The following is a 26,323-nucleotide window of genomic DNA, read 5'->3' as shown; positions in this document are numbered from 1 at the left end:
AGTGTTCTGTCATGAAAATGAAAACCCTGCGGTATGGCGTCGCCGGTCTGGCACTCAGTTGCCTGACGGTTTTTACTGCGCAAGCCGCCGAGCCCAAGGAGCTGTTCTTCTACAACTGGACCGATTACTACCCGGTCGACCTGCTGGCCAAATTCGAGAAAGAAACCGGCATCAAGGTCACCATGGACGGCTACGACAGCAACGAGACCCTGCTCGCCAAATTGCAGGCCGGGGGCGCTGCCTACGATGTGATCGTACCTTCGCAGTCGATCATGCAAACCCTGATCAAGCAGGATTTGCTGCTGCAGATCGACGCCGCTGCCCTGCCCAATTTCCAGTACGTGAAACCGGCCTTTCGCGACCCGACGTTCGACCCTGGCCGCAAGTTCTCTGCGCCTTACCTGTGGGGGACCACCGGTTTCTCTTATGACAGCGCCCGGGTGCCCGGGGGCAAGCTGGACGATTCGTGGAAAGAATTTTTCGAGCCGCGCAAGGAACTGCAAGGGCAACTGGCCGCCCTCGACACTTCCAGCAGCGTGATCAACGCCGCCAGCCATTACCTGAATGTCGACGAGTGCAGCGAAAACCCCCAGGACGCCAAGCGCATCCTGGAACTGCTGCAAAAGCAAAAGCCGTTCCTGAAGATGTACAGCTCCGACAACACCGTCGACCGCATGGCCTCGGGTGAAGTGATCATGATGCAGAACTGGAACGGCTCGACCGCCCGCGCCACGCTGCAGAAAAACACCATCAAGTACGTCTACCCGCGCGAAGGCCTGGCGATGTTCCAAGACAATTTCGCCGTGCCGAAAAGCGCGCCACATCCCGGTAACGCAAAGATCTTCATCGACTGGATGATGAAGCCGGAAAACGCAGCGGCGGTATCGAATGCCATTGCCTACGCCAACGGAATCCAGAGCGACAAGCTGCTGGAGGCCAAATGGAAGGTCATGGACGCTATCAACATGCCAGACGAGTTCGCCTCGCGCCTGCGCCCGGAGAAAGAGTGCAGCAACAAGGCGCGGGAGCTGCAGGACCGGATTTGGGCGAAGCTCAAGGGTTGAATTGCCTGGCTTTAAACCGAGTCGCGGCCATCGCGAGCAGGCTCGCTCCCACAGGGGGCCTGGCCCCCCACGGGTCTCTTGTGGGAGTGACCTTGCTCGCTATGGAGCCAACTCTGACCTCACAAGATCCGGAGATACGTAATGATCCAATGGCTACGCAACGTGCGCCCCTACGGCGCCCCCGCTGAAGACCTGCTGATCGAAGACGGCCTGCTCAAGCAACGCCGCCCGGCAACAAACGCAGCGCTCAGCGCCACCGACATCGACGGCGGCCATCAACTGCTCACCCCGGCCCTGGTGGAAAGCCATGTGCATCTCGATAAAACCCTCTGGGGCCAGCCCTGGCGCCCGAACAGCGCCGGGCCGACTCTGAAGGACTACATTGCCAACGAGCGAAGCGTCCTGCGTGAAGTCGACTCGCCCATCGCCCACCGGGCTGGCGCACTTCTGGAAAACTGCATCGCACGCGGCTCGCTGACCATGCGCTGTCACGTCGACATCGACCCTGAGTTCGGCCTGCGCCATGTCGAAGCCATGCAGCAACTGCGCGAGCGCTACCGCGACCTCATCGACCTGCAACTGGTGGTGTTCCCGCAAACCGGCCTGATCAGCCGCCCCGGCACTGCCGACCTGATGCGCGAAGCCATGACCCTGGGCGTGGAAAACGTCGGCGGCCTGGACCCCTGTGGCATCGACAATGATCCCGTCGCCCAGCTCGACTTCGTGTTCAAGCTCGCCAGCGAATTCGACCGTGGGGTGGACATCCACCTGCATGACAAAGGCGAACTGGGCCTGTGGCAGATCGCCCTGATTGCCGACTACACCGAGCGTTTCGCACGCCAGGGACAGGTAATGATCAGTCATGCCTACTGCCTTGGCATGTTGCCCTGGAACCAGGTCAAACCCGTGGCCGAGCGTCTGGCTGCCCTCGGTATTTCGCTGATGAGTTCGGCGCCAGCGGACTGCGCAGTGCCACCGTTCCTCGCGTTACGCCAGGTCGGGGTCAACATGTGTCTGGGTTCCGACGGTATCCGCGACGCCTGGTCGCCCATGGGCAACGGCGACATGCTGGAACGGGCGATGCTTCTCGCCTTTCGTTTCGACCTGAACAAGGACGATGAACTGACCGCCGCGTTCGATGCCGCGACCGTCAATGGCGCCCGCGCGTTAGGCATCGAACACTACGGCTTGGAGCTCGGCCGCCCGGCGGACTTCCTGTTGATGCCGGTACAGACCCTGGGCGAAGCAGTGGTCGCGCGGCCATTGCGCCAGGTTTATCGCCAGGGCCAGTTGATTGCCTGCGATGGACGATTGCTGGACAGTCGCCTGTGAGTCGCCGGGCAACCATCATCGGCCTCAAAGCGGCTTGTGTGGTCGGCTTCGACGGCAGGCAACACGTGTTATGGCGCGACGGCGAGGTGGTGTTCGAAGGCTCGCGCATCCTGTTTGTCGGGCGTGGCTACGTGGGCCCGGTGGAACAATGGATCGACTACGGTAACGCGCTGATCAGCCCGGGGCTCATCGACCTGGATGCCCTCGGCGACCTGGATTCCACGGTGTTGACCCTGGACAACGGCGACGAACGCGAGATGGGCCGCATGTGGTCCGAGCAATACCTGACGCGAGGCCCACGGGAGAGTTTCAGTCCAGAGGAGGAGGTATTCAAATATCGCTACGCCTTCACCCAACTGATCCGCAATGGCATCACTACGGCAATGCCGATCACCTCGATGTACTACCGCGAGTGGGCCGAGACCTACGACGAGTTTGCCGCCGTCGCCCAGGTTGCCGGCGAGCTGGGCCTGCGGACCTACCTCGGCCCTTGCTACATGAGCGGCATGAGCTACTGGCGTGCAGACGCAACCCTGGGGCATCACTTTGATGAGGCCAGGGGGTTGGCCGGGCTGGCAGCGGCTGAACGATTTTTCCAGGATTTCGACGGTGCCCACGGCGGGCTGATTCGCGGCGCGTTGCTGCCGGACCGCATCCAGACCTGTACGCCAGGGTTACTGCAACGCACCGCTGCTTTAAGCCGCGAACTTGCAGCGCCAGTGCGCCTGCACTGCTGCCAGGGGCTTGGCGAGGTCGCGATGGTCGAGCAACTGCACGGTTGTTCACCGCTGGGCTGGCTGGAAAAACTGAACCTGCTCACCCCGCGCAGCCTCCTGCCACACGGCATCTACACCTCAGGCGATGAGGACCTGCAGCGCGTGGTGAATGGCGGGGCCAGCCTGGTCCATTGTCCGGTGGTGTTTGCCCGTGATGGCGAGGCGCTTGACTCGTTCGGACGCTACCGCGCCCTGGGCATTAACTTCGCCTTGGGCACCGATACCTGGCCAGCGGACCTGCTGGAGAACATGCGCCAGGGCTTGAACATCGCCCGATTGATGGAGGGCGGCAATTCGCTGACCAGCACCCTGGACCTTTACAACGCCGCCACCCTCGGTGGCGCCAAGGCACTGGGGCGAGACGACCTGGGCCGCCTGGCTCCAGGGGCCAAGGCCGACATCAGCGTATTCAACCTGCGCGGCCTGCACCTGGGCCCGCTGTTCGACCCATTGAAAAACCTGGTGCTGGCCGGACGTGGAGACGATTGCATCGCCAGCTATATCGATGGTCGCTGCGTGATGCGGGACGGCCAGGTGCAAGGCATCGACTACCCCGCCCTGCAACGCCAGGCCCAGCGACAATTCGAAAAACTGATGCGCAGCCATGCCGACCGGGCCACAGGCCAACCGGACTGGAAGACCCTGTTCAAACCGGCCATTGCGTTCGCCGACGACTACAGCGCAAGCGCGCCTTTAAGCGCTATCGACCCCTTACTTTAGAGTACTGCCCATGCACAGCTTCGACTTCAGCACGATGAGCCCTCGGGACAAATACAAGATACTGATCGGCAGTGTGGTGCCCCGCCCGATTGCCCTGGTCACCACGATCGATGGCGAGGGCCGCATCAACGCCGCGCCCTTCAGCTTTTTCAACGCATTGTCCGCCGACCCGCCGATCCTTGCCCTGGGTGTGGAAAATTATGGCGACCAGAGCCCGAAGGACACCACGCGCAACATCCAGTTGAATCAGGAATTCACCGTCAATATCGTCAGCGATGCCCTGGTGGAAGCCATGAACGTCTGCGCCGTCCCCTTCGCCCCTGGCTTCGATGAATTGACCGCTGCCGGCCTTACGGCTATCCCCGGCACCCTGGTCAAATGCCCTCGCATCGGCGAAGCGCCTGTGGCTCTGGAATGCCGGCGGATGATGGCGCTGTCGATCGGGCAGTCGCGGGAAATCATCTTTGGCGAAGTATTGATGGCCCATGTCCGCGATGAACTGATCGACCCGAAAACCCTGTACATCGATCAACTCGGCCTGGATGCCATCGGCCGTATGGGCGGCCACGGGTATGCGCGCACCCGGGAATACTTCGACTTGCCGACACGATCGCTGCAGGCCTGGACGGCAGCGCCGGGCGGCGGCGAGCGGGTCTGGCCTGAAGCGTAAGAGCTGTGTAGGAGCTGGTAGGAGCTGTCGAGTGCAACGAGGCTGCGATCTTTTGATTTTGTTTTTTAAGATCAAAAGATCGCAGCCTCGTTGCACTCGGCAGCTCCTACGGAGAGGGGATAGAGGAAGGATTCATCAATGGAAATCCCGACTGCGAATGCTCATCCCGTCCAGCAACTCACTCAGGTCACTCATTCTTCCGGCAATCAGGTGACGAACCTCGCCCTGGCTCTCCCAGCGCCCATCGACCTTGAGCAACTGCGAGCCCACCAACACTTTTCGCTGACGCTCGGCCAGGTCGCGCCAGACGATCACGTTGACGTTGCCGAACTCATCTTCCAGGGTGACGAAGGTCACACCACTGGCGGTACCCGGTCGCTGGCGACCGGTGACCAGGCCGGCGACACTGACCGGACGGCCATGCTCGACCTCCAGCAATTCCCTGGAACTGCGACAGCGCCGCGCTTTCAGCTCGCCGCGTAACAAGGCCAGCGGATGTGGGCCGAGGGTGGTACCGACACTGGTGTAGTCAGCCAGCAGATCCTCGCCAACCGTGGGCTTGGGTAAGGCCACCGGTTCCTCCTCCTGCATCGCCAGCCCGGCAAACAGTCCCAGTTGCTTGTGCACCCCTGCCACTTCCCAGCGCGCGCGATGGCGATCTCCCGCCAGCCCGCGCAGGGCTCCAGCATCGGCCAACTGCTCCTGGGCGCGGGCTTCGAGCCGTGCCCGTTCGCCGAGGTCGGCGATGTCGACAAATGCCCCTCGAGCCCGGGCCACCTCGATGCGTCGGGCATCGTCCTCGCGAAAGCCCTTGATCATGCGCAAGCCCATACGGATCGCCGGCTGCGCCCCGGCAACGGGTTCAAGGCTGCAATCCCAGTCACTGGCGCGCACATCCACCGGGCGAATCTGTAAATGGTGGCGGCGTGCATCCTGCAGGATCTGGTCGGGACTGTAGAAACCCATGGGCCAGCTGTTAATCAGCGCGCAGGCAAATGCGGCAGGTTCGTGGCACTTCAGCCAGCAACTGGCGTAGGTCAGCAAGGCAAAGCTTGCGGCGTGGGACTCGGGAAAACCATAGCTGCCAAACCCCTTGATCTGTTCGAAGATCAGCTCGGCGAATTGCGCCGTATAGCCGTTTTTCTTCATCCCGGCAGCCAGGCGCAACTTGTGCGGTTCAAGCCCGCCGTGGCGTTTCCAGGCCGCCATGGAGCGACGCAACTGGTCGGCCTCCCCGGGACTGTAGTCGGCGGCAACAATGGCGATCTGCATCACCTGCTCCTGGAACAACGGCACCCCAAGCGTGCGCTTCAACACCTCGCGCAATTGCTCGGACGGATAGGTTTCAAGCTCTTCACCGTTTCGTCGCCGCAGATACGGATGCACCATGCCCCCCTGAATAGGCCCGGGCCGCACGATCGCTACCTCAATGACAAGGTCATAGAACTCTTTGGGCTTGAGCCTGGGCAACATCGACATCTGCGCCCGGGACTCGATCTGGAACACCCCGACCGTATCCGCACGGCCAATCATTTCGTAGGTCTGGGGGTCTTCAGCCGGCACCGTGGCCAGGCTCAGGTCGAGGTTGCGGTGGCGACGCAACAAGTCAAAACAGCGGCGAATGGCACTGAGCATGCCCAGCGCCAGGATATCGACCTTGAGCAGACCGACCGCATCCAGGTCGTCCTTATCCCATTGAATGATGGTGCGCTCGGCCATGGCCGCGTTCTCCACCGGCACCAGGGTGTCGAGTGGCTGCTCGGAAATGACAAAGCCACCCGGATGCTGGGACAGGTGCCGGGGAAAGCCGATCAGTTGTCCGGTGAGGCTGAGCACCCGACGCAACACCGGACTCTCGGGGTCGAAACCGCTTTCGCGCAAGCGCTCCAATGGCGGCGTCTGATCGCTCCAGTGGCCGCAACAATCGGCCAGGGCGTTGATCTGGTCCGGCGGCAACCCCAGCGCCTTGGCCACGTCACGCACCGCTCCGGCAGCGTGATAAGAGCTGACCACTGCGGTCAGGGCTGCACGGGTGCGACCGTAGCGCTGAAACACGTATTGCAGGACTTCTTCGCGACGTTCGTGTTCGAAATCGACGTCGATGTCTGGCGGTTCGTTACGCTCCTTGGAAAGGAAACGCTCGAACAGCATGTTCATGCGTGCCGGGTCGATCTCGGTGATGCCCAGGGCAAAGCACACCGCAGAGTTGGCCGCCGAGCCGCGTCCCTGGCAGAGAATGCGCTCGCGTCGGGCGAACGCGACGATGTCTTGCACGGTGAGGAAATAACTTTCATAACCCAGCTCGGCGATCAGGCCCAGTTCCTTGTCGATCAGTTGCCGAACCTTGTCACTCGCACCTTCGGGCCAACGCTGGCGAATCCCGCGCTCGGTCAGTACCCTCAGCCACGAGACCCCGCTGTGCCCCTCGGGCACAAGCTCACGTGGGTATTGGTAGCGCAACTGGCTCAGGTCGAAGGTGCAACGCCGGGCGATCCTGACTGTTTCGTCGAGCAAGGCCTGGGGATAGAGCGCGTCCAGTGCATCGAGACTGCGCAGGTGCCGCTCGCCATTGGGGTGCAGGCGTAAACCGGCGGCTGCCACCGGCACGTGATGGCGGATGGCGGTCATGGTGTCCTGCAGCGCGCGTCGCCCGCGCACATGCATGTGCACGTCGCCGCTGGCTACCATCGGGATTTGCAGCTCGCCCGCCAGGCTCATCAGGTCGGCCAGTCGGCGCCGGTCATTCTGCCCACAGTGCAACTGCACCGCCAGCCACAGACGTTCAGCAAACACTTGCCGCAGCCACTGACCACTGCCCGTATCATCCAGAGCGTCAGGCACCCACAGCGCCAGTAAACCCGGAAACGGCTCGCTGAAATCTTCGCGCAGCACCTGATACTGGCCTTTCTGCGTACGACGTCGGGCCCGGGTGATCAGCCGGCACAGGTGCTGATAACCCTCGAGATTTTCCACCAGGAGCACCAGTTTCGGGCCGTTCTCGATGCGGATTTCACTGCCGATGATCAGCGGCAAGTCCACCGACCTGGCCGCCTGCCAGGCTCGGACGATGCCTGCCAGCGTGCATTCATCAGTAATGGCCAGCGCCTGGTAGCCCTGCTTTTTTGCCCGCTGGAACAGCTCAAGCGCACTGGATGCGCCGCGCTGGAAGCTGAAGTTCGACAGGCAATGCAGTTCCGCGTAGGCGCTGGTCATGCGAACCAGCCCTGCAGCCACAATGGACCACCCTCGCCTACCGCTCGATAGGCCCAGGCCTGCTGGCCGGAGCGGGTTTCAATCAGGTAATAGTCGCGTCGCACATCGCCGCCATCCCACCAACCGGACTCGATTCGCTCCGGCCCCATGACAATGCGCGCCGACCCTTCCTGCACCGCCAGCGGTTCAGTCAGCAGCCACCCTGGACGTTGCACACCGCACAGCCCGTTGCCGCGCTGGTTATCGGCCCCGGCCTGCCAGGCACATTCAGGTCGGTGGTCGGCCTGAAAGCGCAAGCCGTGAACCGCATCATCCCCAAGCCGGGCCCGCAAGCGCTCGCGCAATTGCTCCCAGGGCAAGGACTGTTGCGGACGGTCGTCGAACAGCTCCTGATGCTGGGGCACAAAGGCGGGCAAGTCTTCGGCTCGCAAGCGAAAGCCGCGCACCGGGGCCTGCACCTGCACTTGCTCCAGCCGCCCACGGGCCAGTTCAAAGAGCATCGCCGGATCGCGCTCAGCGCTGAGCAGGCCGACCTTGATCACGCTGTCAGGCAAGCCTGAGTGTTCCAGGTGCAGGTCAAAACGCTGCACGCCACTGTCGCGCCCGCACAGGAACGCCGCGAGATCGCCGGTCAGGCGGCGTAATGGAAACAGCAACGCCTGGTGGGACTGCACATCAAAATTGAGCTCGATGCGCACATCAAAACGGTCAGGTGGCAGGTAGAACGCCAGGGCCAATGGCCGGATCCCGCACAAGGTGTCCAGGTGCAGCAGTACACGGGCTTCGAACCGCCGTGCCAGGCTGTTACGCGGCAAAGCCTGCAGCTGGTCCAGGGTGCGCAGCCCCATGCGCGACAAAGCCGTGGCTACCGTCGGTTCCAGGGCAATGCGGTCGATGGGCAATTGCGCGAGGTGCCATTGCAAGGCGGCGTCATCCGCGACCACCAGACCGTCATGCAGGTTGGCCAATACCCGTGCAGCCACCGGGTTGGGGGCTGCGACTATGCGATGGCGAAAACCCAGCTCCCCCAGCTCGCTGCGCAAGCGGGCCTCGAATTGCGACCAGGGGCCGAACAGGCCCAGGCTGGATTCGATCTCGAACACCAGTGCACGGGGGTAATGCACGCTGACCTGGGAACTGAACCGATAGGCCCAGGCCGCGAGGAATTGCTGCCAGTGTTCGATTTCTGCGGCGTCGTACTCCGCCGTGACAAAGGCCTTGCTCAATGCCTGGGCGGCAGTCATTGACTGGCCTGGACGCAAGCCCAGTGCCCTTGCAGAAGCGTTGACTGCCTGCAACACACGGCGCTGGGCCGGGCCGGTCAACAGCGCCAGCGGTTGATCCGGGTCGCTGCGCTGACGCAAGACCGCGTCCAGCGCCAATTGCGGGAAGAGAATACATACCCAACGCATGGCAACCTCAATGCCCCACGGCAAAGGCGATTGGCGCCGAACGGGCCAGCCCGCCCCGGCACTTGAGCACACGCAGTTGCGCGGGGCGCGCATCGATGGCGATGCGCAAGGCTGCAGGCGAAGGGTTGATGGCCTCCTGGATCGAGCGATAGGCAAACGCCAGGGTCGAGCCGGTTTCTGCTGCCACTTGCAAGCGACGCAATGCACGGTCATCGGCTTTATGCGGCCAGCACAGCACCGCGCCGCAACTGCCCGAGCGCAGGCACTGCTCCGCTGCCCACAAAGCATCGCGCTCGCTGGCCTGGATGATGGACAGTTGACGCAGATCGACCCCGGCGTTTTCCCAGGCTTGGGGGTAGGGAACAAAGGGCGGCGCCACCAGGACAATCCGCTCCCCCGCTGCGGACAACCGCGCCAGGGCCGGCCACACCAGTTGCAATTCACCCACGCCCTGCCCGGCCAGGAGGATTTCAGTCAGTGCCGCTTCCGGCCAGCCACCGGTGGGCAGCGCGGCATCCAGCACCGCGTGCCCGGTGGGTTGCGGGCTGGCGGCCGGGGGCGCGGGCCGGCCTCTCCAGACCTGGCCGCCATTGAACAGCGTATCCAGCGCAACGACGGCACCCATTACCCTTGCCTCACCAGACCGCAGAACACCCCTTCGATGGCCAGGTCCTGATCGGCTTCAACGATGATCGGTTGATAGGCGGGGTTGCGTGGCAACAGCCGGACGGTCTCGCCCACGCGTTCGAATCGCTTGATGGTCACTTCACCATCGAGCCGCGCCACGACGATCTGCCCATTCAGGGCTTCAGCGCTGCGATGCACCCCTACCAGGTCGCCATCGAGAATGCCGTCCTCGATCATCGAGTCGCCCTGGACCCGCAGCATGTAGTCCGGCACTCGGGAAAAGATCGCCGGGTCGAGCATCAAGCGCCGGTCAACCTCGGCATCGGCACCGATCGGTGCCCCCGCCGCCACCCGGCCAAGCACCGGGATGTCCAGCAGTTCCGGGCGCGCCGCCTGGCCGAGCAAACGAATGCCCCGGGCCTGATGGGGGTTGACCTCGATGAACCCGGCTTCGGTAAGCGCCAGCACGTGCTTGCGCGCCACACTTCGGGAGGCGAAACCGAACGCCTCGCTGATCTCGGCGAGGCTTGGAGGCTGACCACGCTCGGCGATTCGATCGCGAATGAAGGTCAGGATGGCATTACGGCGGGGAGTTAAAGTCGTCATGGAGTACATTTGTACTCTTCTGCGGTTTTGGTGACAAGCACCATCCGTCCATGACATGCCCCGTGGGGGGGCGTGTTCAATTGGAGTTATTAGCCAGTCCGGCGAGAAAGCCCCACGGAAAAATTCCCCGCTCATGTCCATCACTGAATACCAGCTGCACCCCATACCCCTGGTCATTGACCTCGATCACCCGCACCCGCGAGTCCACCAGCGGCGCCTGCCCTCGCAGCCGAAACGCCCGGCATTGCGAGCACGGGCACTGGCGGCGCAGTTCAGCATGGTCCAGCAATTGTTCACGGCCATCCGGCCAGTTGAGGCGCAATTGCTGTCGAGCCTGGGAATTGCCAACCGCCAGCGGATTCATTGCAATTGACTCAACGCAATGCGCACGGCTTTACGGACTTCCGGATCGCCATCATCCTGCGCTGCCTGCAATGGCGCGATGGCGCCCGGGTCCTGCAACTCGCCGAGGGCCAGCGCCGCCTCCTTGCGCAGGTTGCTGATGCGATGGCCGAGGGTGTCGATCAGGGCCTCAAGCGCCGGGACATAGCGCAAGCGCCCGAGGCTGCGGGTGGCGCGCAGGCGCACTTGCCAGTAATCGTCGCCCAGGGCATCGACCAGCGCCGGGCCCGCGTCAACGTGGCCGACCTTGCCCAGGGTCGTAGCGGCTTCCTCACGAACCTGCCAGGCGTTGTCCCGCAGGGCCTGACGCAGGGCCGGCAGGACCTGGGCATCGCAAGCCAGACCGAGGGCGCCGGTGGCGGCACGACGAACTTCTGTGTCGGGATCCTGGCTGGCCAGCGTCGCCAGCGCCGGCAAGGCATCGAGCTGCTTGAGCCAGCCGAGCACGCCGACCGCCTCGCGGCGCACACCTGGGTCCACATCGAGCAAGGCGGCAGAGGCGGCAGCGGCGGCACCGGGGAAGCGCAACTCGCGCAGAGCCCGAAACGCGGCAACGCGCACCTGCACTTCGGCATGCACGGTCCACGGCAGGATCACCTTGCCTGCCGCCTCGCTCTTGAGCAGGCTGAGGCTCTGCGCGGCGGCGGCCTGCACTGTCTGCGCAGGGTCGGTCAGGGCCTGGCACAATGCCTCGACGACCGGGTCATCCTCCCAGGCTTCCAGCAGCCGTGCGGCTTCGGCACGAACTTCTTCAGCCGGATCCTCGGCCAGTCGGTCGACCAGCCAGACCAGGCCTTCAGGCTCCTCGAGATCAGCCAGTTCAATCAGGGCAATCCTGCGCACGCCCGGATCCTCATCACTCAGGCGTGTTTGCAGGGCAAGAATGTCAGCGTTATCGGTTACATCGAATAGAGAGGTCATAGGGCAAATCGCGGCAGTTTATTTTCTGGGGGAAGTCCGAGAGGGTTCAGGCGCGGTAGCTGCCGACCGTCTTCGTGACGCAACAACTCAAGGCAGTGACGCTTCAAGCGGGAGAATTCGTGGCTGGTCACCAGTTCGCTGGCGCGGGGCCGCGCAAAGTCCAGGCGCAGGTCTTCGATGATCCGTCCTGGGCGCGAACTCATGACCAGCAATCGGTCGGCCAGGAACAACGCCTCATCGATGTCATGGGTGACGAACACCACGGTGGTGCGAATCCGCGTCCAGATGTCCAGCAGCAGTTCCTGCATGTTCAGCCGGGTCAGGGCATCGAGCGCACCGAAGGGTTCATCCATCAGCAGCAGGCGCGGGCGATTGATCAGCACCCGGGCGATTTCGACGCGTTGCTGCATGCCCCCGGACAACTGATCAGGCCAGCGCTCGGCGAACCCTTCAAGCCCGACCAGGGCCAGGATCTCGTCAGCGGCCTGGTGTCGCTCGGTTTTACCGATGCCACGCATCTTCAGGCCGAAGGCGACGTTGTCACGCACCGTGCGCCAGGGGAACAACGTGTGATGCTGGAACACCATGCCGCGCTGGGGCGACGGTCCCGAGACTTTCGCCCCATCAACGGTGAGGTTGCCGGTGCAGGCCTGCAGGTGCCCGGCCAGCGCCCCGAGCAAGGTGGACTTGCCACAACCGGAAGGGCCGAGGATGCACACGAACTGCCCCGCTTCGATCTGGCAGTCGAGGCCCTGCACCGCTTCAAAAGCCGTGTTGCCCACGCCCAGGCGGATCGACAGCTGGCGCATGTCGATGCGCCCTTGCATGGCTTGATCAATGCTCATCAGGCTTTTCCTCGTGGTCGGTGCCACGGCGTGAACAGGCCGCCGAGACGTTTGATCAGCAGGCTGCTGCCCATGCCCAGTACACCGATCAGCAACATGCCAACCACGATATCGGCGTAGTTCTGGACGGTGTAGGACTCCCAGGTGTAGTAGCCGATACCGTATTGGCCGGAGATCATTTCGGCGGTCACCAGACAGAACCACGAGGTCCCCATGCCAATGGCCAGGCCAGTGATAATGCTCGGTGCAGCACCGGGCAATATGACTTCCAAAAGGATCGCCCCGCGCCCTGCCCCAAGGCTTTTTGCCGAGGCGATCAGCCTTGGATCGACCCCCTCGACACCGTGCACGGTATTCAACAGGATCGGGAACAGTGCGCCCGTGAAGGTGATGAAAACCATCGACAGCTCCGACGAGGGAAACATCAGGATGGCCAGGGGAATCCAGGCCACGGCGGGAATCGGGCGCAGCACTTCCAGGGGCGGCAGCAGCCAGTCTTCAGCCCGCTTCGAGCGACCGATGGCCAGGCCCAGAGCGATACCGATGACCAGCGCCGCCAGGTAACCGGCGAATACCCGGCTCAGGCTGCTGCCCAGGTGGCGGCCGAGTTTCCCCGACTCCCCAAGCCCCAGTGCGGCCTCGACAACCGCAAGCGGCGTCGGCACGTTGGCGAAGGTGACCAGGCCCAGGTTCCAGTGATGACTGGCAGCGAGTTGCCAGAACAGCAGGCAGAGCAGCAATGAAGCGGCCCTGGGGGTCCAGCGGATAAATGATCGGTACATAAACAATTCCCAATGGCGACACGCCTCCCGCAGGAGCTGCCGGAGCCTTCGGCAGCTCCTACGTTGACCGCATTCCAGTTTGATTACCGGGCAGCAACCGCCTGGGTGGTGGCATCCGTGAAGTCGAGGACTTTGCCGCCCTGGGCCGTGGCGTATTGCTGGGCCTGGCCCTTGAGCAGGAAGGCGCTGAGTTCGCCCTTGGCGTTGCTGGCAAACCACGCCTGGTCCGCCAGCAATTTGATCCCGCTGTCACTCGCCTGGGCATAGACCGCGCGGATGTTCCTGCCCTCGGCTTTCAACTGCGCCAATGCGCTGAACGCTGTCTGCGCCGAGGCATACTGGCGAACCTTGGGTTCACCGCGCACCCAGATCTCGGCCACGTGACTGAAGTCGGTGATGACCTGGCCGTTCGCTGCATCCACTGCCTTCAACGGGCTCTGGGCGTAATTGCCAAGCTGGGCGGAGTAATCCAGGTTCGACGCCTTGAACGCGGCGCGAATGTATTGGTCGTCGATGAACGTATTGAGGTCGAGGCCGCGATCCGCCTTCTTCAGCAGCTTGAGCGTATCGATGGCCGTGCCGACCGCCTGACGATATTCCGGCTTCCAGCTGAGGTCGCGAGTCTGCACGCCGAGCGGGCCGTGGAACAGGTAATTGACCTCGGCATCGACGCCGGTGACCTTGGCGATCAACTCGCTGTACTTCTCCGGCTCTGCGGCCATAGCTGGTTGGCCTCAATGCTCGCCCGCAGGTAAGCCACGACGATTTCCGGGTACTTTTTCGCGTAGGCCTGATCGACCAGGGCGCCGTGGAAGGTCGGTGCATTGGCTTGCGCACCGTCATAGATCTTGCGGGCAAAGCCCCGGCTCGGGAACAGTTCGGCGAAGGGCACGAAGTCGGCATGGGCATCGATTTTCCCGGCCTGCAGTGCAGAACCTGCAACCTCCGGCGGCTGGGCGATGATATTCACGTCCTTGAGCGGATCCCAGCCCTGCGCCGCCACCGCTCGCAACAACATGCCGTGGGCCGTCGAGGCGAACGGTACGGAGATGGTCTTGCCCTTGAGCTCGGCCAGGGATTGCACGCTGGACGCGCTGGGCACCACGATGCCGTTACCGCTGCCTTTGATACTGCCCGACAACACGCTGATGAACAGGCTGTGCTTGCCAGCGGCTTCAAACGCCACCCCGTTGAAGGTGCCGGGGAAATCCGCCATGGCGCCGAAGTCGAGTTTGCCGGCGACCATCTCATTGGTCAGGGGCGCACCGCTGGTGAAGTTTTTCCACTGCACCTCGTATTGGGTGTCCTTGTACTGGCCGTCCCGAGGCAGGTATTTGTCCAGCAGCCCAAGTTCACGAATCAGCAGGCCGCCAGCGGCGCAATTGATCGTGGTGTCCTGGGTGCCGATGGCAATGCGGATGGTTTCGGCCGAGGCCGACAGGGTCAATGAAGCCAGTACCAGACCGGCAACCGCTGCACGCAATAACATGGGTGTGTCCCCTCGAATCATTTATAGAATATTCGTCTCCGCCACGATCAGGGCGCGGTGGGAAACGAGGGGTGGTTTAATCCAGCGTCCGGGGGTGGCCGGATGGCTTTACACGTTGTCTGTACTCGATCCCACAATGATTGGGATTTAGCGCAACAGATAGGGAATCTCGACCTTCACCGCCCCGGTCGGGCAGTCCTTCTCACAAGGCATGCAGTACCAGCATTCATCAAACGCCATGTAGGCCTTTTGCGTCGCCGGATTGATCGCCAGCAGGTCCATCGGGCAGACGTCTACACATACGGTGCAGCCTTTGTGGGCAATGCACAGGTCCTCGTCGACGGTCACCGGCGCGTTGGAGCGGAAGAAAATTTCCTGGGGTTGATAGGCCATGGTTCGGACTCTCCTGGTATTGATTGTCAGGCGGCGTAAGCGCCGACCCGCAACTTGTCGTAGGCCTGCAACTCTTCGGCGTCGAGTGGAATGATGTAGGGCTCCACGGCTTTCTTGAAACTGGTCATCAAGCCGTCTTCACCCTTCTTCAGGTGGCAATGGCAGAACCAGTCGCGGTCATTGCGCTGCGGGTAATCGACCCGATGGTGGTACAGCCCCCAACGGCTTTCAGCGCGGAACAACGAAGCCCGGGCGGCCATTTCGGCGCAGTCGCGGATCATGCTGACTTCCATCGCACGCATCAGCTCGTGGGCGTTGTGTGCCTTGATCTGATCCAGGTCGCGCTGGATATCGCTGAAGCGCTGCAGGCCGATCTGCATTTTTTTGGTCACTTTGGGCGGTTGCAGGTAGTCATTCACAAATCGGCGCAGCTTGTATTCAACCTGGGCCGGTGGCAGGCCGTGTGTGCGATCCAGAGGCGCATAGACCCGTTGTTTTTCCGTTTCGACCTGCCCGGCATCGACGACTGAAAAATCACGCCCGGCGACAAAATCTGCGGCGTTGTTGCCGGCGAACCAGCCGTAGGTAAATGCGCCCAACATGTAGTTGTGCGGCACGGCCGCCATGTCACCCGCCGAGTACAACCCCTTCACCGAAGTCTCGGCCTTCTCGTTGACCCAGACCCCGGACGCCGAGTGACCGCTGCAGAAGCCGATTTCCGAGATGTGCATCTCAACCATCTGCGTGCGGTAATCGGTGCCACGGTTAGCGTGGAACTGGCCGCGGCTGGGCCTTTCGTTGCTGTGCAGGATCTCTTCGATGTTCTGGATGGTTTCCTCGGCCAGGTGATCGAGCTTGAGGAATACCGGGCCATTGCCGCTCTCGAGTTCCTGGTGGAACTCCCACATCATCTGTCCGCTCCAGTAGTCGCACTCGATGAACCGCTCGCCCTTGTTGTTGGCGGTGTAGCCGCCCAGGGGACCTGTGACATAGGCACAGGCCGGACCGTTGTAGTCCTTGATCAGCGGATTGATCTGGAAGCATTCCAGGTTCGCCAGTTCGGCGCCTGCGTGATACGCCATGGCGTAGCCGTCGCCGGCATTGGTCGGATTTTCGTAGGTGCCCATCAGGTAGCCCGAGGACGGCAGCCCCAGGCGACCGGCGGCACCGCAGCAGAGGATCACCGCCTTGGCCTTGATCACATGAAAGTCGGCCGTGCGGCAATCGAACCCCATCACCCCGTTGACCGCGCCCTCTGCGTCAGTCAGCAGGCGCGTGCACACCAGCCGGTTGGTGATGCTCACCCGCGCGCGTTTCAACTGGCGATACAAGACCTTCTTGATGTCGTGTCCTTCCGGCATCGGCAGTACGTAGGCGCCCATGTGGTGGACCTTCTTCACCGCGTAGTCACCGGTTTCGTCCTTCTCGAACTTCACGCCCCAACGGTCCAGTTGCTCGATGGTCTCGAAGCTGTGGGTGGCATAGGCGTACACCGCCGCCTGATTGACGATGCCGTCATTGGCAATGGTGATTTCCTTGGTGTACTGCTCCGGCGTCGAATGCCCGGGAATGACCGCGTTGTTGAGACCGTCCATTCCCATGCTGATGGCGCCACTGCGCTTGACGTTGGCCTTGTCGATCAGCAGCACCCGCAGGTCGCGGTTACGCTCCTTGGCCTTGATCGCCGCCATGGGGCCGGCAGTGCCGCCGCCGATCACGACGATGTCGTATTCCTGTTCAAGGGTATTTCTGTTCTCGCAACTGTGGGTCATGCCTGATCCCCTTTTTGCCGGTCGATTCGCAAGCGGTACTGGAAGGCATCGCCGCGGTAGTAGAGGTGTTCGAAATCCACGGGGCGGCCAGCGGCATCGTGGGTCAGGCGCTCGATGCGCATGATCGGCGAGCCGGCTTCCACGCCCAGGGCCTGGGTCAGGTCGCTGTCAGCCAGCACCGCGTCGATAGCCAGGTCGGCATGCCCCAGCGACAGCCCGCAGTCGTTTTCCAGGATCAGGAAAATATCGCGGGTCACCAGGTCGGCCTTCTCCAGGCGCTCGCCAATGGCCTGGGGCAGATAGGTGATTTCCAGGGAGATCGGCTCACGGTTGATCAGCCGCACCCGCTTGATCTGCGCCACCATGTCGCCTTCGGCTACCTGAAGGCGTTCGGCAACCAGCTTGTCGGCTCCGATGAATTTGAAACTGCGCAAGCGGTTGATCACCTCATAGCCGCGCCCGGTCATCGATTCGGCCAGGCCCTGCAAGGTGCTGACGTTCTGAAAGGTCTTGGGCTTGGCCACGAACGTGCCCTTGCCATGAATCTTGAAGATCAACCCTTCCTTTTGCAGATCGCCCAAAGCCTGTCGCACCGTGATGCGGCTGACCTTGAACAGGTTGCCCAACTCGCTTTCAGAAGGCATCTGGCTGTCTTGCGGATATTCACCGTCGAGGATTCGCGCACGCAGCACATCACGCAGTTGGGTGTGCAGCGGGACGCTGCCAAGGGAGAGGACGTTATCAGTCATGGACATTCACTTGTTATAACGAGTTATGACAAGATCATATCGAGCTGATTTGCGGCTGGGAAATAACGTTTGGGTATAAGGTTAGTCGGCAGTTTCAGGTGAAGGCGCCTGCTCCTTCACCCTGCCAACCGGTGTCAGCCCATGCGCAGCGCGCGCAGGTCGAGGTGGCCGTCCTTGAGCGGCGGGCACCAGTAGTAGCCGCCGGTGATCGGTCGGCTGATGCGATACAGGCCATCGGTGACGCCGTCTTCCAGGCCGCTCATGCGGCGCAGCTGGGCTTCGAAGGCGTCCAAGGAGAAGCCGAAAGCGAGGAACATCAGGCCGGCACGGTCGCCTTCAATCCAGGGCATGGAACGACGCACCACAAAAGCCTCGGGGGCAAAACTTTCCTGGGCGGTGCGTTTGACGTGAGCAGAGATTGGCGCATCGTCCAGTTCTTCGTTGTCGCTCAGGCGCCGGCCCATGATGTTGTCCGTCTCATGGGACGGCAACGCGCGAAAAGCTTTCAAGTCGTGCTGCCACTGCTGGATCGCGGCAAAACTGCCACCGACCAGGCCCTCAGCGCCCTCGCCCAGCAACGCCGCCGCCACGGCCGCTTCGTCATGGGGGTTTTCCGTACCGTCCTCGTAACCGGTCAGGTCGTGGCCGGTCAGGTGGCGAAAAGTTTCATTCATCTGCACCAGACGCAACGCCGGAGCCAGTGCCGCTTCGATGGCCTGGCTGCGATTGAGCAGTTCGCCACGGTCGATGCCATGCAGCCAGCACCACAGCGCATGCTGGGTCGACGGGTTGTCGACGCCTACGCCGGTCATCGCCGGAAATGCCCGCAGGCCATCGATACGGGCGTGAAGTGCCATGGCCAGGGACTCACCAAAGCCCACTACGGCAGATTTGCCGTCTACCAGTTGCATCAGGTTGTCGAGCGCAGCCGGCAGGGCTTCGACGGACACCAGCGCGAAGAACAGATGACGGGCTTGCAGCGGAACGGGGGTGGCGAGGATGCCCGGCTGGTAGTGACTCATATCGACTCCTTGAAAAAGGAGCGCAGTTTACCGGGGTCCTGGATCGTATACACATGCGTTTTTTCATGTAGAGCGGGATCTGCGCATGCCCGCTTCGTCGCCTGATCGCTGTAAAAATGCTAAACGTGCTGCAATATCGCAGCACTTTTGTGCAGCTGCCAAAGATTGTGGGAGCACACGCTGTACAGCTACTCCATCTGCTGCAGTTGCTACAACTGCTCCAGGTGCTACGAAAGATCTGCTTGGCATGCGATGTGCCCTGCTTTTGAGACCCTCAGCCAACCCGAGCCGATTCGCCATGGATATCCTGAATTTGCTGGCCCACAAGGCGCCGCCCTGCACCAGCACCCTGAGTGCCGACGGGCTGCTCGTGAGCCTGTCCGCCAGTTTGAGCGACCAGTTGGGTTACTCGCCGGAAGACGCTTTGAACCAGCCGATCGAACACCTCTACAGCGTCGAATCGGTTCGCACCCTGCGCGCACTGTTCGCCAACCCGCCTGCGGACGAGCTGGTCCAGAGCCTTGAGCTGACCCTGATCCGCCACAACGGCAGCCTGCTGCACGTGATTGCCAGCGGGTTGCTGCAGTGGCGTGAGGTTCAGCCGGCCTGCCTGCACTTATTGAACATACCGCTGGGCACACTGGGTCATCGCCTGCGGGAAATGCACAACGCCAATGAAGTGATGAGCCAGATGCTGCAGAGCGCCAAGGTGGCCTACTGGTGCATCGAGTTTGCTGAGGCGGTAGACATCAACAACTCGCCCGATGAAATCGTGCGACAGGTCTTCGAGAACGACTCGCACTGGCGCCTGTGCAACCGCGCGATGGCCGACGTCTACGAAATGCCGTCGGATGTCGATTTCAACCAGCAACCAGTCCGGCTCTACTGGCCGCGCAGCCCGGCCAACGAGGAATTTGTGCGGCGCCTGATCGAAGCCGGATTCAGCGTCGACTGCGCCTTGTCCGTGGATCGCCGCCATGACGGATCGCCCGCCTACGTCGAGAACGACGTGCGCGCAACCATCGTCAACGGGCACCTGCTACGCATGTGGGGCAGCATTCGCGATGTCAGCCAGGAACTGCGCATGCAACACGATGCAGAACAACGCATAGATGCGCTGCGCCGAGTGTTCGATGCGGTACCGGACGCCGTGCTGGTGATTGACGAACACTTGCAGCCGCAATGGCGCAACGCAGTGTTTGAAGAGACATTCGGCATCACCAACGGCGCGGGTATCGCTCGCCTGTTGCTGGATAACGCACTGCCGGAACGCACCTGGCACCGTCTGCCGCTGCCGGATCTGAGTGGGCGTGCGCCGGACTTCGACGTGCACTGTTCGCGCATCCTGATTCGCGAAGGCGTGGCCTGGCGCGTTGCAGTGTTCCGTCAGCGCCAGGGCGTGCGCACCCAAGAGTTGCACCCATGAAAGACTCGAACCTGCCACCCAGCCTGCAGATGGGCATGCGTTCCTCGGTCAATGTCAGCAGCGAAGTGCTCGGCGCGTTACTGCAGACCCCGGCCCTGCACGCCCTCCTCGACAGCTTCAGCGAGGCGCTCATCGTGACTGACGGCGAAGGCCGCGTACGCTTTCTCAACCTGGCCGCCGAGCGGGTCAATCGACTGTCCAAACAGCAGGCCATCGGGTTATCGGACAGTGAGTTTTTCCAGCGCTCTGCACTCAACTACGACGACCTGCAAGCGGCGCTCCATCGCGGCGGCAATAGCGCCTTGACGCGCTCCCGAGAGGGCCGCGTGCTGCTCAGCAGCACCCATGCGATTCCCACCGGGGCTTATGAAAAGCCTTTTCGCATGCTGACCCAGAAAGATTTTGACGGCAGCCAGCCGCAACGCCGAGCGTCCCTGGGCGCCAGGCCGGTTGAATCCCACGGCCTGCGCGACCCGCAAGATAACGCGCTGCATCTGTCCCCACAGCTCTCAGGCATCGCCGACACTGGCGTGCGCGCCTTCCGTCGACGCGCGCGCCTGTTGCTGTTGGGTGAACCAGGAGTGGGCAAGACTGCGATCGCCCGACACATACACCGAGCTGCGGGCTGGGGCGATCGGCCGTTCATTCATGTCAATTGCGGGAGCATTCCCGAGAGCCTGTTCGAATCGGAGATGTTCGGTTATGAACGCGGAGCCTTTACCGGCGCGCTGGCGGGCGGCAAGCAAGGCTATATCGAAGCGGCTGCCGGCGGGACGCTGTTCCTCGACGAGATCGGCGAGATACCGCTGCACGTCCAGGCCAAGCTGTTGAAATTTCTCGAAGACAGCACCATTCAATCGGTCGGCTCGCCCCTGAGCAAATCGGTGCAGGTGCAGGTCATTGCCGCCACCAACAAGGATTTGCGACACCTGGTCAGCCTGGGCGAGTTCCGTGCCGACCTGTACTACCGCCTGGCCGTGCTGCCGGTGGAAATCCCGCCGTTGCGCCAGCATCGTGATGATTTGCCCTTCCTGATCGACATTCTGCTCAGCCGCATCAATGGAGACCGTGAACCATCCCTGAGCCTCTCAGCGGGCTGTCGCAAGCGGCTGCTGAGCTACGACTACCCGGGCAATATCCGCGAGCTGGTGAACATTTTCGAGCGCCTGGCCGTCCTCGCCGATGATGAAGCACAGGAACATCATCTGCCTGCCGAAATGCTCGAACCGCAGCGCCCTCGGGAATCAGTGAATGCCCGACTGGCCGACGAAGAGGATGCGCAGCAGAACCTCAAGCTGCAGGTCCAGCATTTCGAACGCCAGGTGATCCTCCGGGCGGTGCACCTTTGCGGCAGCAAGCGCAAAGCGGCGGTGCACCTGGGTATCGACATTGGCACGTTGATTCGCAAGTTGCAGCGCGAGTGATTTGAAAACCTTGCAGCGTAGAGGAGCTGTTTCACCTGCAAGCGCTGCGGAAACGCATACATATCAAGTTACTTTTGCCTTCCACTTTTCTTCACCAAACAACATATTCCTTTGGATTCATAGACTTATATAACTGGCACGACCTGTGCTCCTGCTATCTGCAACCCACCATCGTTGGGCTTTGCACAAGGCCGGCTTTACCGCCGCGCCGGTAGCCAGGAGGAATAATAAAAATGTTGATCACCGGGATCAAAAGCCGACCGGTCTATGACCGGCTGGAACCGCTGCCAGGCGGTCTGCACCACATCATCGCCGGCCAAGGCAGTGGTGGGCGCGCCATGTTGCGATTACTGGACGAGATGGCCGCATCTGCGGGCCCCATCACCCTGCTGTATTCCCAGGAGTCCTTCTCCGGGCAGGATTTCCTCGGCCAGTTACAGCAGCATCCGCAGCTTCCACTGCACGTGCACTCGTCCAATCAGGCGCTGATCGAAGCACTCAGGACCCTGCTCGGCGAAGCACGCATGGGCACCCGCCTGTACCTCGCCGGCTCGGAAAGCTTTCTCGGCAGCGCCATGCAAGTGGCCACGCATTTCGACCTCAATCGCGACGAAGTGCTACGCGAGCATTCCGGCACCCTGGTACGCCGGGTCTGGTGCGTGCATTGCGACACCTACACCGAGAACGTCACTCAACGGGTCTACGACTGCCCTGGATGCGGCGTGACGCTGGTGGTGCGAGATCATTATTCCCGTCGCCTGGCCGCCTTTCAGGCGGTCAAGGCCGATGCTGAAGTCCCGGGTGAATTGCCCGAAGCCGAGGAGCTCGACACATGAGCCAGAACAACGGCACATTGAATTTGCGCGTAGCCCGCATCGAAGCGGTAACCCCGGAAATCAAGCGCTTCACCCTGGTGTCGCCGACCGGCGCTCACCTGCCCGCGTTCTCCGGTGGCAGCCACGTGGTGGTGCTGATCGCCCACTCGCAGAACACCCTGCGCAACCCCTATTCACTGCTCAGCTCGCCGTACGACACCAGCAGTTATCAGATTGCCGTGCGCCGGGTGGACAACGGTCGTGGCGGCTCGGTCTCGCTGCACGACGATGTCAGCGAAGGGGATGTGATCGAGGTGACGCCACCGGTCAACCTGTTTCCGCTCATCAAGCAGGCGCGGCTGCACATCTTTATCGCGGGCGGCGTCGGCATTACACCGGTCATCTCGCAGCTGGAGGAACTGCGCCTGAGCAAGGTGCCTTTTGAACTGCATTACGCGGTGCGCGGCGAAGCGCATGCACAACTTGGCAAGGAATTGCAGGCCACCTATGGCGAACAGGTGCATCTGTATTGCAAGGGGGTCGACTCGCGCATGGACATCGGTAGGGTCCTGGCCGACCGCCCGCTGGGTAGCCACGTGTACGTCTGCGGCCCGGACAGCATGATCGACGCCACGCTGGCGTGCGCCCGGGAACTGGGCTGGACCGACAGCCATGTGCACTTCGAGCGATTCCTGGAGCAGAGCAGCGGCGGCGAAGCTTTCAGTTTCACCCTCGGCCGTAGCGGCACGACCATCGAGGTCTCTCCCGACCAGACCATGCTCGAAGCAGTAGAAGCCGCTGGCTACAGCATGCCTTACCTGTGTCGTGGCGGCGCCTGTGGCCATTGCGAAACCACCGTACTGGAACTTGATGGCGAGCTGCTCCACAGCGATGACTGGCTGTCGGATGAGGACAAGACCAGCCGCAAGAAAATCATGCCCTGCGTATCCCGCGCCAAATGCAATCGCCTGGTCATCGACCTCTGATCGACGGAAAACATAAAAATGAATATTAAATTCAATCCCGACGAAACCTACCGCGACGACTACACCTTCGCCAACAGCCCGGAAACCATCGCCCGTGCGCCCTTCCCATTCCCTGATGACGACTACATGTACTCGATGAATCTCGAGCCGCATGTCTCGGTAGGCGATGGCGCGTTCCGCGCTGCTTTCGACATCGACGAACATTACATCAGCGAGTGCAAGGACCGGGCGATCACCCTGGATAAAGACCCAGGCATGCACTACGTCTCGGCTCCTCACATGATGGAGGCGCAGTGGGACTTGCTGGAACTGATCATGGAGTCCTACGCCCGCGATTATCCGCAGTACTTCAGCCTGCAGCGCGAGGGCCGCCAGTGGCACTGGACCAACCGTCTGCTGGACATTGATGACCACTTCACCTTCGGCGATCCGGCCACCCTGCCCTACGAGCCGATGGAATACGTGACCCGCCAGGCCCAGGGCGATTGGGTGTTGCAGGAAGAACGCGACGGCACGCTGTTTTGGGGCGCCGGCATCGCCACCCAACGTGCCGATTACTCACTGCGCTTCAACCTGGGCATGAGCTGGGAGGAATTCCACGGCCCGGTGCCGCTGGTCAAGGAGATCGGCATGCTGGACCGTGCCTTGAAGTTCCTGTTGCGCTTGCGCACCGGGCATCCGGTGCGTCGCCTGAACTGGTCACTGACGGTCAACCCGCGCCTGGAAGTCTCCGCCGAAAGCCTGCCGGAATGGGCACCGGACCGCACCATCGTGACGGCACAGAACGCCGGCAAGCTGGTGTACCTGCGCATCGAGTTACAGCCACTGCACCGCCTGCCTCGCAGCAACGCGATCGTGTTTCCGATTCGTACTTACCTGCTTAGCCTCGAGGACATCGCTACCAACCCTGCATGGGCGCGGCGCATGCACCGGGTGCTGCGGGACTTGAACCAGCAACTGGTCGATTACAAGGGCTTCAGCCGTTATCGCGATGCAGCGGTGGAATGGCTTTCGCAGTACGACACCGAAGCCAAACCCTGACGCGAGCCCCTGTGGGAGCCCCTGTGGAAGCCCCTGTGGGAGCCCCTGTGGGAGCCCCTGTGGGAGCCCCTGTGGGAGCCAGCCTGCTGGCGATGGCTGCCTTGAAGTCGCCATCGCCAGCAGGCTGGCTCCCACAGGTTCGAGGTATCCAATAATTGGCGGGCCAACCCGCCAGCACCGCAATCCACTGCCATTGATAATGAGGAAATAAAATGAGTGGCTCATCCAACACGCGTGCAAGCAGCAGCGCCGATCAGGACACGGAACAACTACGCGCCCTCGGCTACAGCTCGGATTTCAATCGGAGCATGAGCCTGTGGGAGAATTTTTCCCTGGGCTTCACTTACCTGTCACCGGTGGTCGGCGTCTATACCCTGTTTGGCCTGTGCCTGGCCGCCGGCGGCCCGCCGATGTTCTGGTCGTACCTGCTGATCGGCGCCGGGCAATTGCTGGTGTGCCTGATCTTCGGTGAAATCGTCTCGCAGTTCCCCATCTCCGGTGGGGTCTATCCATGGGCGCGCCGTCTGGTGGGCAAGCGCTGGGCGTGGATGGTCGGCTGGGTTTACGCCTGGGCGCTGTGTGCAACCATCGCCGGCGTCGCAGTCGGTGCGGGACCTTACCTGGCCATCATGCTGGGTTTCAATCCGGGGCCCGAGGCCAATATCTATATCGCCCTGACGATCATTGCACTGTCGACCGCGCTGAACCTGGTCGGCACCAAGCTGCTGGCGCGGGTGGCGATGTTCGGCTTCCTCTGCGAGCTGGTCGGCGCCATCCTGGTGGGTGGCTACCTGCTGATCTTTGAACGGCACCAGCCGTTCAGCGTGCTGTTCGACACCTTCAATCTCGAAGTCAACGGTTCATACCTGCCGGCGTTCCTTGCGGCATCGCTTGCCGGCCTGTTCCAGTACTACGGCTTCGAGGCCTGCGGCGATGTCGCCGAAGAAACGCCAAACCCTGGCAAGCGCATTCCCAAAGCCATGCGCATGACCATCTACATCGGTGGTGCGGCGGCGATGTTCGCCTGCCTGGCGTTGATCCTGTCGGTGCCTGACATGGCCAAGGTCCTCGCTGGTGAAGACACCGACCCGGTAGCGACCATTCTGGCCAACGCCTTCGGCCCGGTGGGTTCGCGCCTGGTGATGGCGGTGGTGATGGTGTCGTTCATCTCTTGCGTACTGAGCCTGCAAGCGGCCGCCAGCCGCCTGTTGTTTGCCTATGCCCGTGACGAAATGATCATCGGCAGCTCGCTGCTCAAGCGGCTGTCGGGCAACCACGTGCCGTCGTTCGCCCTGTTGATCAGCGGCCTGGTGCCGGCTGGCATCGTCTGCCTCGGCATGTTCATGGCCGATGCGGTGGCGACCATCGTCGGTTTCGCGGCCATTGGTATTTATGTCGCCTTCCAGCTGATCGTCATTGCGGCCTTGATCGCCCGCGCCAAGGGCTGGCGTCCGAACGGGCAGTTCACCCTCGGCGCCTGGGGCCTGTGGGTGAACCTCGCCGCGCTGATCTATGGCGTCTGCGCGATCATCAATATGGTCTGGCCGCGCTCGCCGGATGCGCCGTGGTTCATCAACTATTCGATGATCCTGACCACCCTGGTCGTGATGGGTGCCGGCCTGGTCTACATGTTGCTCGGCAAACCGTACGACAAGGGCACAGCGCCTGCAGGCGATGCATGGAAGTTCTCCAGGCCGCCGGCCAAGGCTGCTGATGTGTCCGCTGCGGCGATCAACAGACCTTCAATTTAACAACAACCCCTGTAGGAGCGAGCTTGCTCGCGATGGACCTGAGAGCGCCGCGTGCATTCAGGCAGCCCTCGTCATCGTTGACGTC

At 62.1% G+C, this 26,323-nt stretch carries 22 protein-coding genes and 1 pseudogene; 10 read left to right on the top strand and 13 right to left on the bottom strand.

The features are described 5' to 3' along the window. Positions 1 to 11 precede the first annotated feature (11 nt). From HYI44_RS16330 to HYI44_RS16315, 4 genes are all read left to right on the top strand, one after another. On the top strand, positions 12 to 1,064 hold the full coding sequence (locus HYI44_RS16330) for an extracellular solute-binding protein (protein ID WP_122840661.1): 1,053 nt from the start codon (positions 12 to 14) through the stop codon (positions 1,062 to 1,064). A gap of 141 nt (positions 1,065 to 1,205) precedes the next feature. After that, positions 1,206 to 2,396 carry an amidohydrolase family protein gene (locus HYI44_RS16325; RefSeq protein WP_201146533.1) on the top strand — a complete coding sequence of 397 codons (1,191 nt, stop codon included), beginning with the start codon at positions 1,206 to 1,208 and terminating at the stop codon, positions 2,394 to 2,396. Beyond that, positions 2,393 to 3,892 carry an amidohydrolase family protein gene (locus HYI44_RS16320; RefSeq protein WP_225569903.1) on the top strand — a complete coding sequence of 500 codons (1,500 nt, stop codon included), beginning with the start codon at positions 2,393 to 2,395 and terminating at the stop codon, positions 3,890 to 3,892. The genes HYI44_RS16325 and HYI44_RS16320 overlap by 4 nt, the downstream gene beginning before the upstream one ends. Before the next feature lie 10 nt (positions 3,893 to 3,902). Further along, positions 3,903 to 4,562 carry a flavin reductase family protein gene (locus tag HYI44_RS16315; RefSeq protein WP_225569902.1) on the top strand — a complete coding sequence of 220 codons (660 nt, stop codon included), beginning with the start codon at positions 3,903 to 3,905 and terminating at the stop codon, positions 4,560 to 4,562. A gap of 135 nt (positions 4,563 to 4,697) precedes the next feature. Here the strand turns inward: HYI44_RS16315 and HYI44_RS16310 are convergent, their stop codons facing one another. The 13 genes and pseudogenes from HYI44_RS16310 to HYI44_RS16250 all read right to left on the bottom strand — a co-directional run bounded on the left by HYI44_RS16310 (position 4,698) and on the right by HYI44_RS16250 (position 18,795). After that, positions 4,698 to 7,796: an error-prone DNA polymerase gene (locus HYI44_RS16310; RefSeq protein ID WP_225569901.1), complete on the bottom strand. Its 3,099-nt coding sequence runs from the start codon at positions 7,794 to 7,796 to the stop codon at positions 4,698 to 4,700. Next, positions 7,772 to 9,187, bottom strand: a complete 1,416-nt coding sequence (locus tag HYI44_RS16305) for a Y-family DNA polymerase (protein WP_122840665.1) — start codon at positions 9,185 to 9,187, stop codon at positions 7,772 to 7,774. Before HYI44_RS16305 ends, HYI44_RS16310 begins: the two co-directional genes overlap by 25 nt. A gap of 7 nt (positions 9,188 to 9,194) precedes the next feature. Then, positions 9,195 to 9,812, bottom strand: coding sequence for a translesion DNA synthesis-associated protein ImuA (gene imuA, locus HYI44_RS16300; RefSeq protein ID WP_045057611.1), 618 nt, complete (start codon positions 9,810 to 9,812; stop codon positions 9,195 to 9,197). Then, the gene (gene lexA / locus HYI44_RS16295; protein WP_122840666.1) at positions 9,812 to 10,429 is read right to left on the bottom strand and encodes a transcriptional repressor LexA; all 618 of its coding nucleotides are present in this window, start codon (positions 10,427 to 10,429) and stop codon (positions 9,812 to 9,814) included. Before lexA ends, imuA begins: the two co-directional genes overlap by 1 nt. A gap of 67 nt (positions 10,430 to 10,496) precedes the next feature. After that, complete coding sequence (locus tag HYI44_RS16290) at positions 10,497 to 10,784, bottom strand: DUF971 domain-containing protein (RefSeq protein ID WP_225569900.1); 288 nt, start codon at positions 10,782 to 10,784, stop codon at positions 10,497 to 10,499. Continuing rightward, positions 10,781 to 11,743: a HEAT repeat domain-containing protein gene (locus HYI44_RS16285; RefSeq protein ID WP_122840668.1), complete on the bottom strand. Its 963-nt coding sequence runs from the start codon at positions 11,741 to 11,743 to the stop codon at positions 10,781 to 10,783. Before HYI44_RS16285 ends, HYI44_RS16290 begins: the two co-directional genes overlap by 4 nt. Then, positions 11,740 to 12,588 (bottom strand): ABC transporter ATP-binding protein, encoded by an 849-nt coding sequence (locus HYI44_RS16280; RefSeq protein ID WP_225569899.1) that lies wholly within the window; start codon positions 12,586 to 12,588, stop codon positions 11,740 to 11,742. Before HYI44_RS16280 ends, HYI44_RS16285 begins: the two co-directional genes overlap by 4 nt. Continuing rightward, entirely contained in the window at positions 12,588 to 13,370 is a 783-nt protein-coding gene (locus HYI44_RS16275) for an ABC transporter permease (protein ID WP_225569898.1), read from the bottom strand. Before HYI44_RS16275 ends, HYI44_RS16280 begins: the two co-directional genes overlap by 1 nt. 83 nt (positions 13,371 to 13,453) lie before the next feature. After that, a pseudogene (locus tag HYI44_RS16270) lies at positions 13,454 to 14,859 on the bottom strand (ABC transporter substrate-binding protein). Between the two features lie 147 nt (positions 14,860 to 15,006). Then, positions 15,007 to 15,252 carry a ferredoxin family protein gene (locus tag HYI44_RS16265; protein WP_007946457.1) on the bottom strand — a complete coding sequence of 82 codons (246 nt, stop codon included), beginning with the start codon at positions 15,250 to 15,252 and terminating at the stop codon, positions 15,007 to 15,009. A gap of 26 nt (positions 15,253 to 15,278) precedes the next feature. Next, entirely contained in the window at positions 15,279 to 17,024 is a 1,746-nt protein-coding gene (locus HYI44_RS16260; protein ID WP_225569897.1) for a fumarate reductase/succinate dehydrogenase flavoprotein subunit, read from the bottom strand. Then, positions 17,021 to 17,773 (bottom strand): GntR family transcriptional regulator, encoded by a 753-nt coding sequence (locus HYI44_RS16255; protein ID WP_122840673.1) that lies wholly within the window; start codon positions 17,771 to 17,773, stop codon positions 17,021 to 17,023. The genes HYI44_RS16260 and HYI44_RS16255 overlap by 4 nt, the downstream gene beginning before the upstream one ends. A 134-nt stretch (positions 17,774 to 17,907) precedes the next feature. Then, entirely contained in the window at positions 17,908 to 18,795 is an 888-nt protein-coding gene (locus HYI44_RS16250; RefSeq protein ID WP_225569896.1) for a Dyp-type peroxidase, read from the bottom strand. Positions 18,796 to 19,093: 298 nt separating this feature from the next. Between HYI44_RS16250 and HYI44_RS16245 the strand changes: the two genes are divergently transcribed. The 6 genes from HYI44_RS16245 (at position 19,094) to HYI44_RS16220 (ending at position 26,238) form a co-directional block, all read left to right on the top strand. Next, a complete protein-coding gene (locus tag HYI44_RS16245; RefSeq protein WP_122840675.1) occupies positions 19,094 to 20,221 on the top strand; it encodes a PAS domain-containing protein in 1,128 nt (375 codons plus the stop codon). Then, complete coding sequence (locus HYI44_RS16240; RefSeq protein ID WP_122840676.1) at positions 20,218 to 21,645, top strand: sigma-54 interaction domain-containing protein; 1,428 nt, start codon at positions 20,218 to 20,220, stop codon at positions 21,643 to 21,645. Before HYI44_RS16245 ends, HYI44_RS16240 begins: the two co-directional genes overlap by 4 nt. Positions 21,646 to 21,878: 233 nt before the next feature. Then, on the top strand, positions 21,879 to 22,481 hold the full coding sequence (locus HYI44_RS16235; protein ID WP_225569895.1) for a dimethylamine monooxygenase subunit DmmA family protein: 603 nt from the start codon (positions 21,879 to 21,881) through the stop codon (positions 22,479 to 22,481). After that, positions 22,478 to 23,446: a PDR/VanB family oxidoreductase gene (locus HYI44_RS16230; RefSeq protein ID WP_225569894.1), complete on the top strand. Its 969-nt coding sequence runs from the start codon at positions 22,478 to 22,480 to the stop codon at positions 23,444 to 23,446. Before HYI44_RS16235 ends, HYI44_RS16230 begins: the two co-directional genes overlap by 4 nt. Before the next feature lie 18 nt (positions 23,447 to 23,464). Next, complete coding sequence (locus tag HYI44_RS16225; protein WP_122840679.1) at positions 23,465 to 24,487, top strand: heme-dependent oxidative N-demethylase family protein; 1,023 nt, start codon at positions 23,465 to 23,467, stop codon at positions 24,485 to 24,487. 212 nt (positions 24,488 to 24,699) lie between these two features. Further along, positions 24,700 to 26,238 (top strand): APC family permease, encoded by a 1,539-nt coding sequence (locus tag HYI44_RS16220; protein ID WP_225569893.1) that lies wholly within the window; start codon positions 24,700 to 24,702, stop codon positions 26,236 to 26,238. Positions 26,239 to 26,323: the final 85 nt, after the last annotated feature.

Source organism: Pseudomonas sp. Y24-6, from assembly GCF_020295325.1.
GTDB classification, from domain to species: Bacteria; Pseudomonadota; Gammaproteobacteria; order Pseudomonadales; family Pseudomonadaceae; genus Aquipseudomonas; species Aquipseudomonas gregormendelii.
This window is presented reverse-complemented; position numbering and strand designations above follow the sequence as displayed.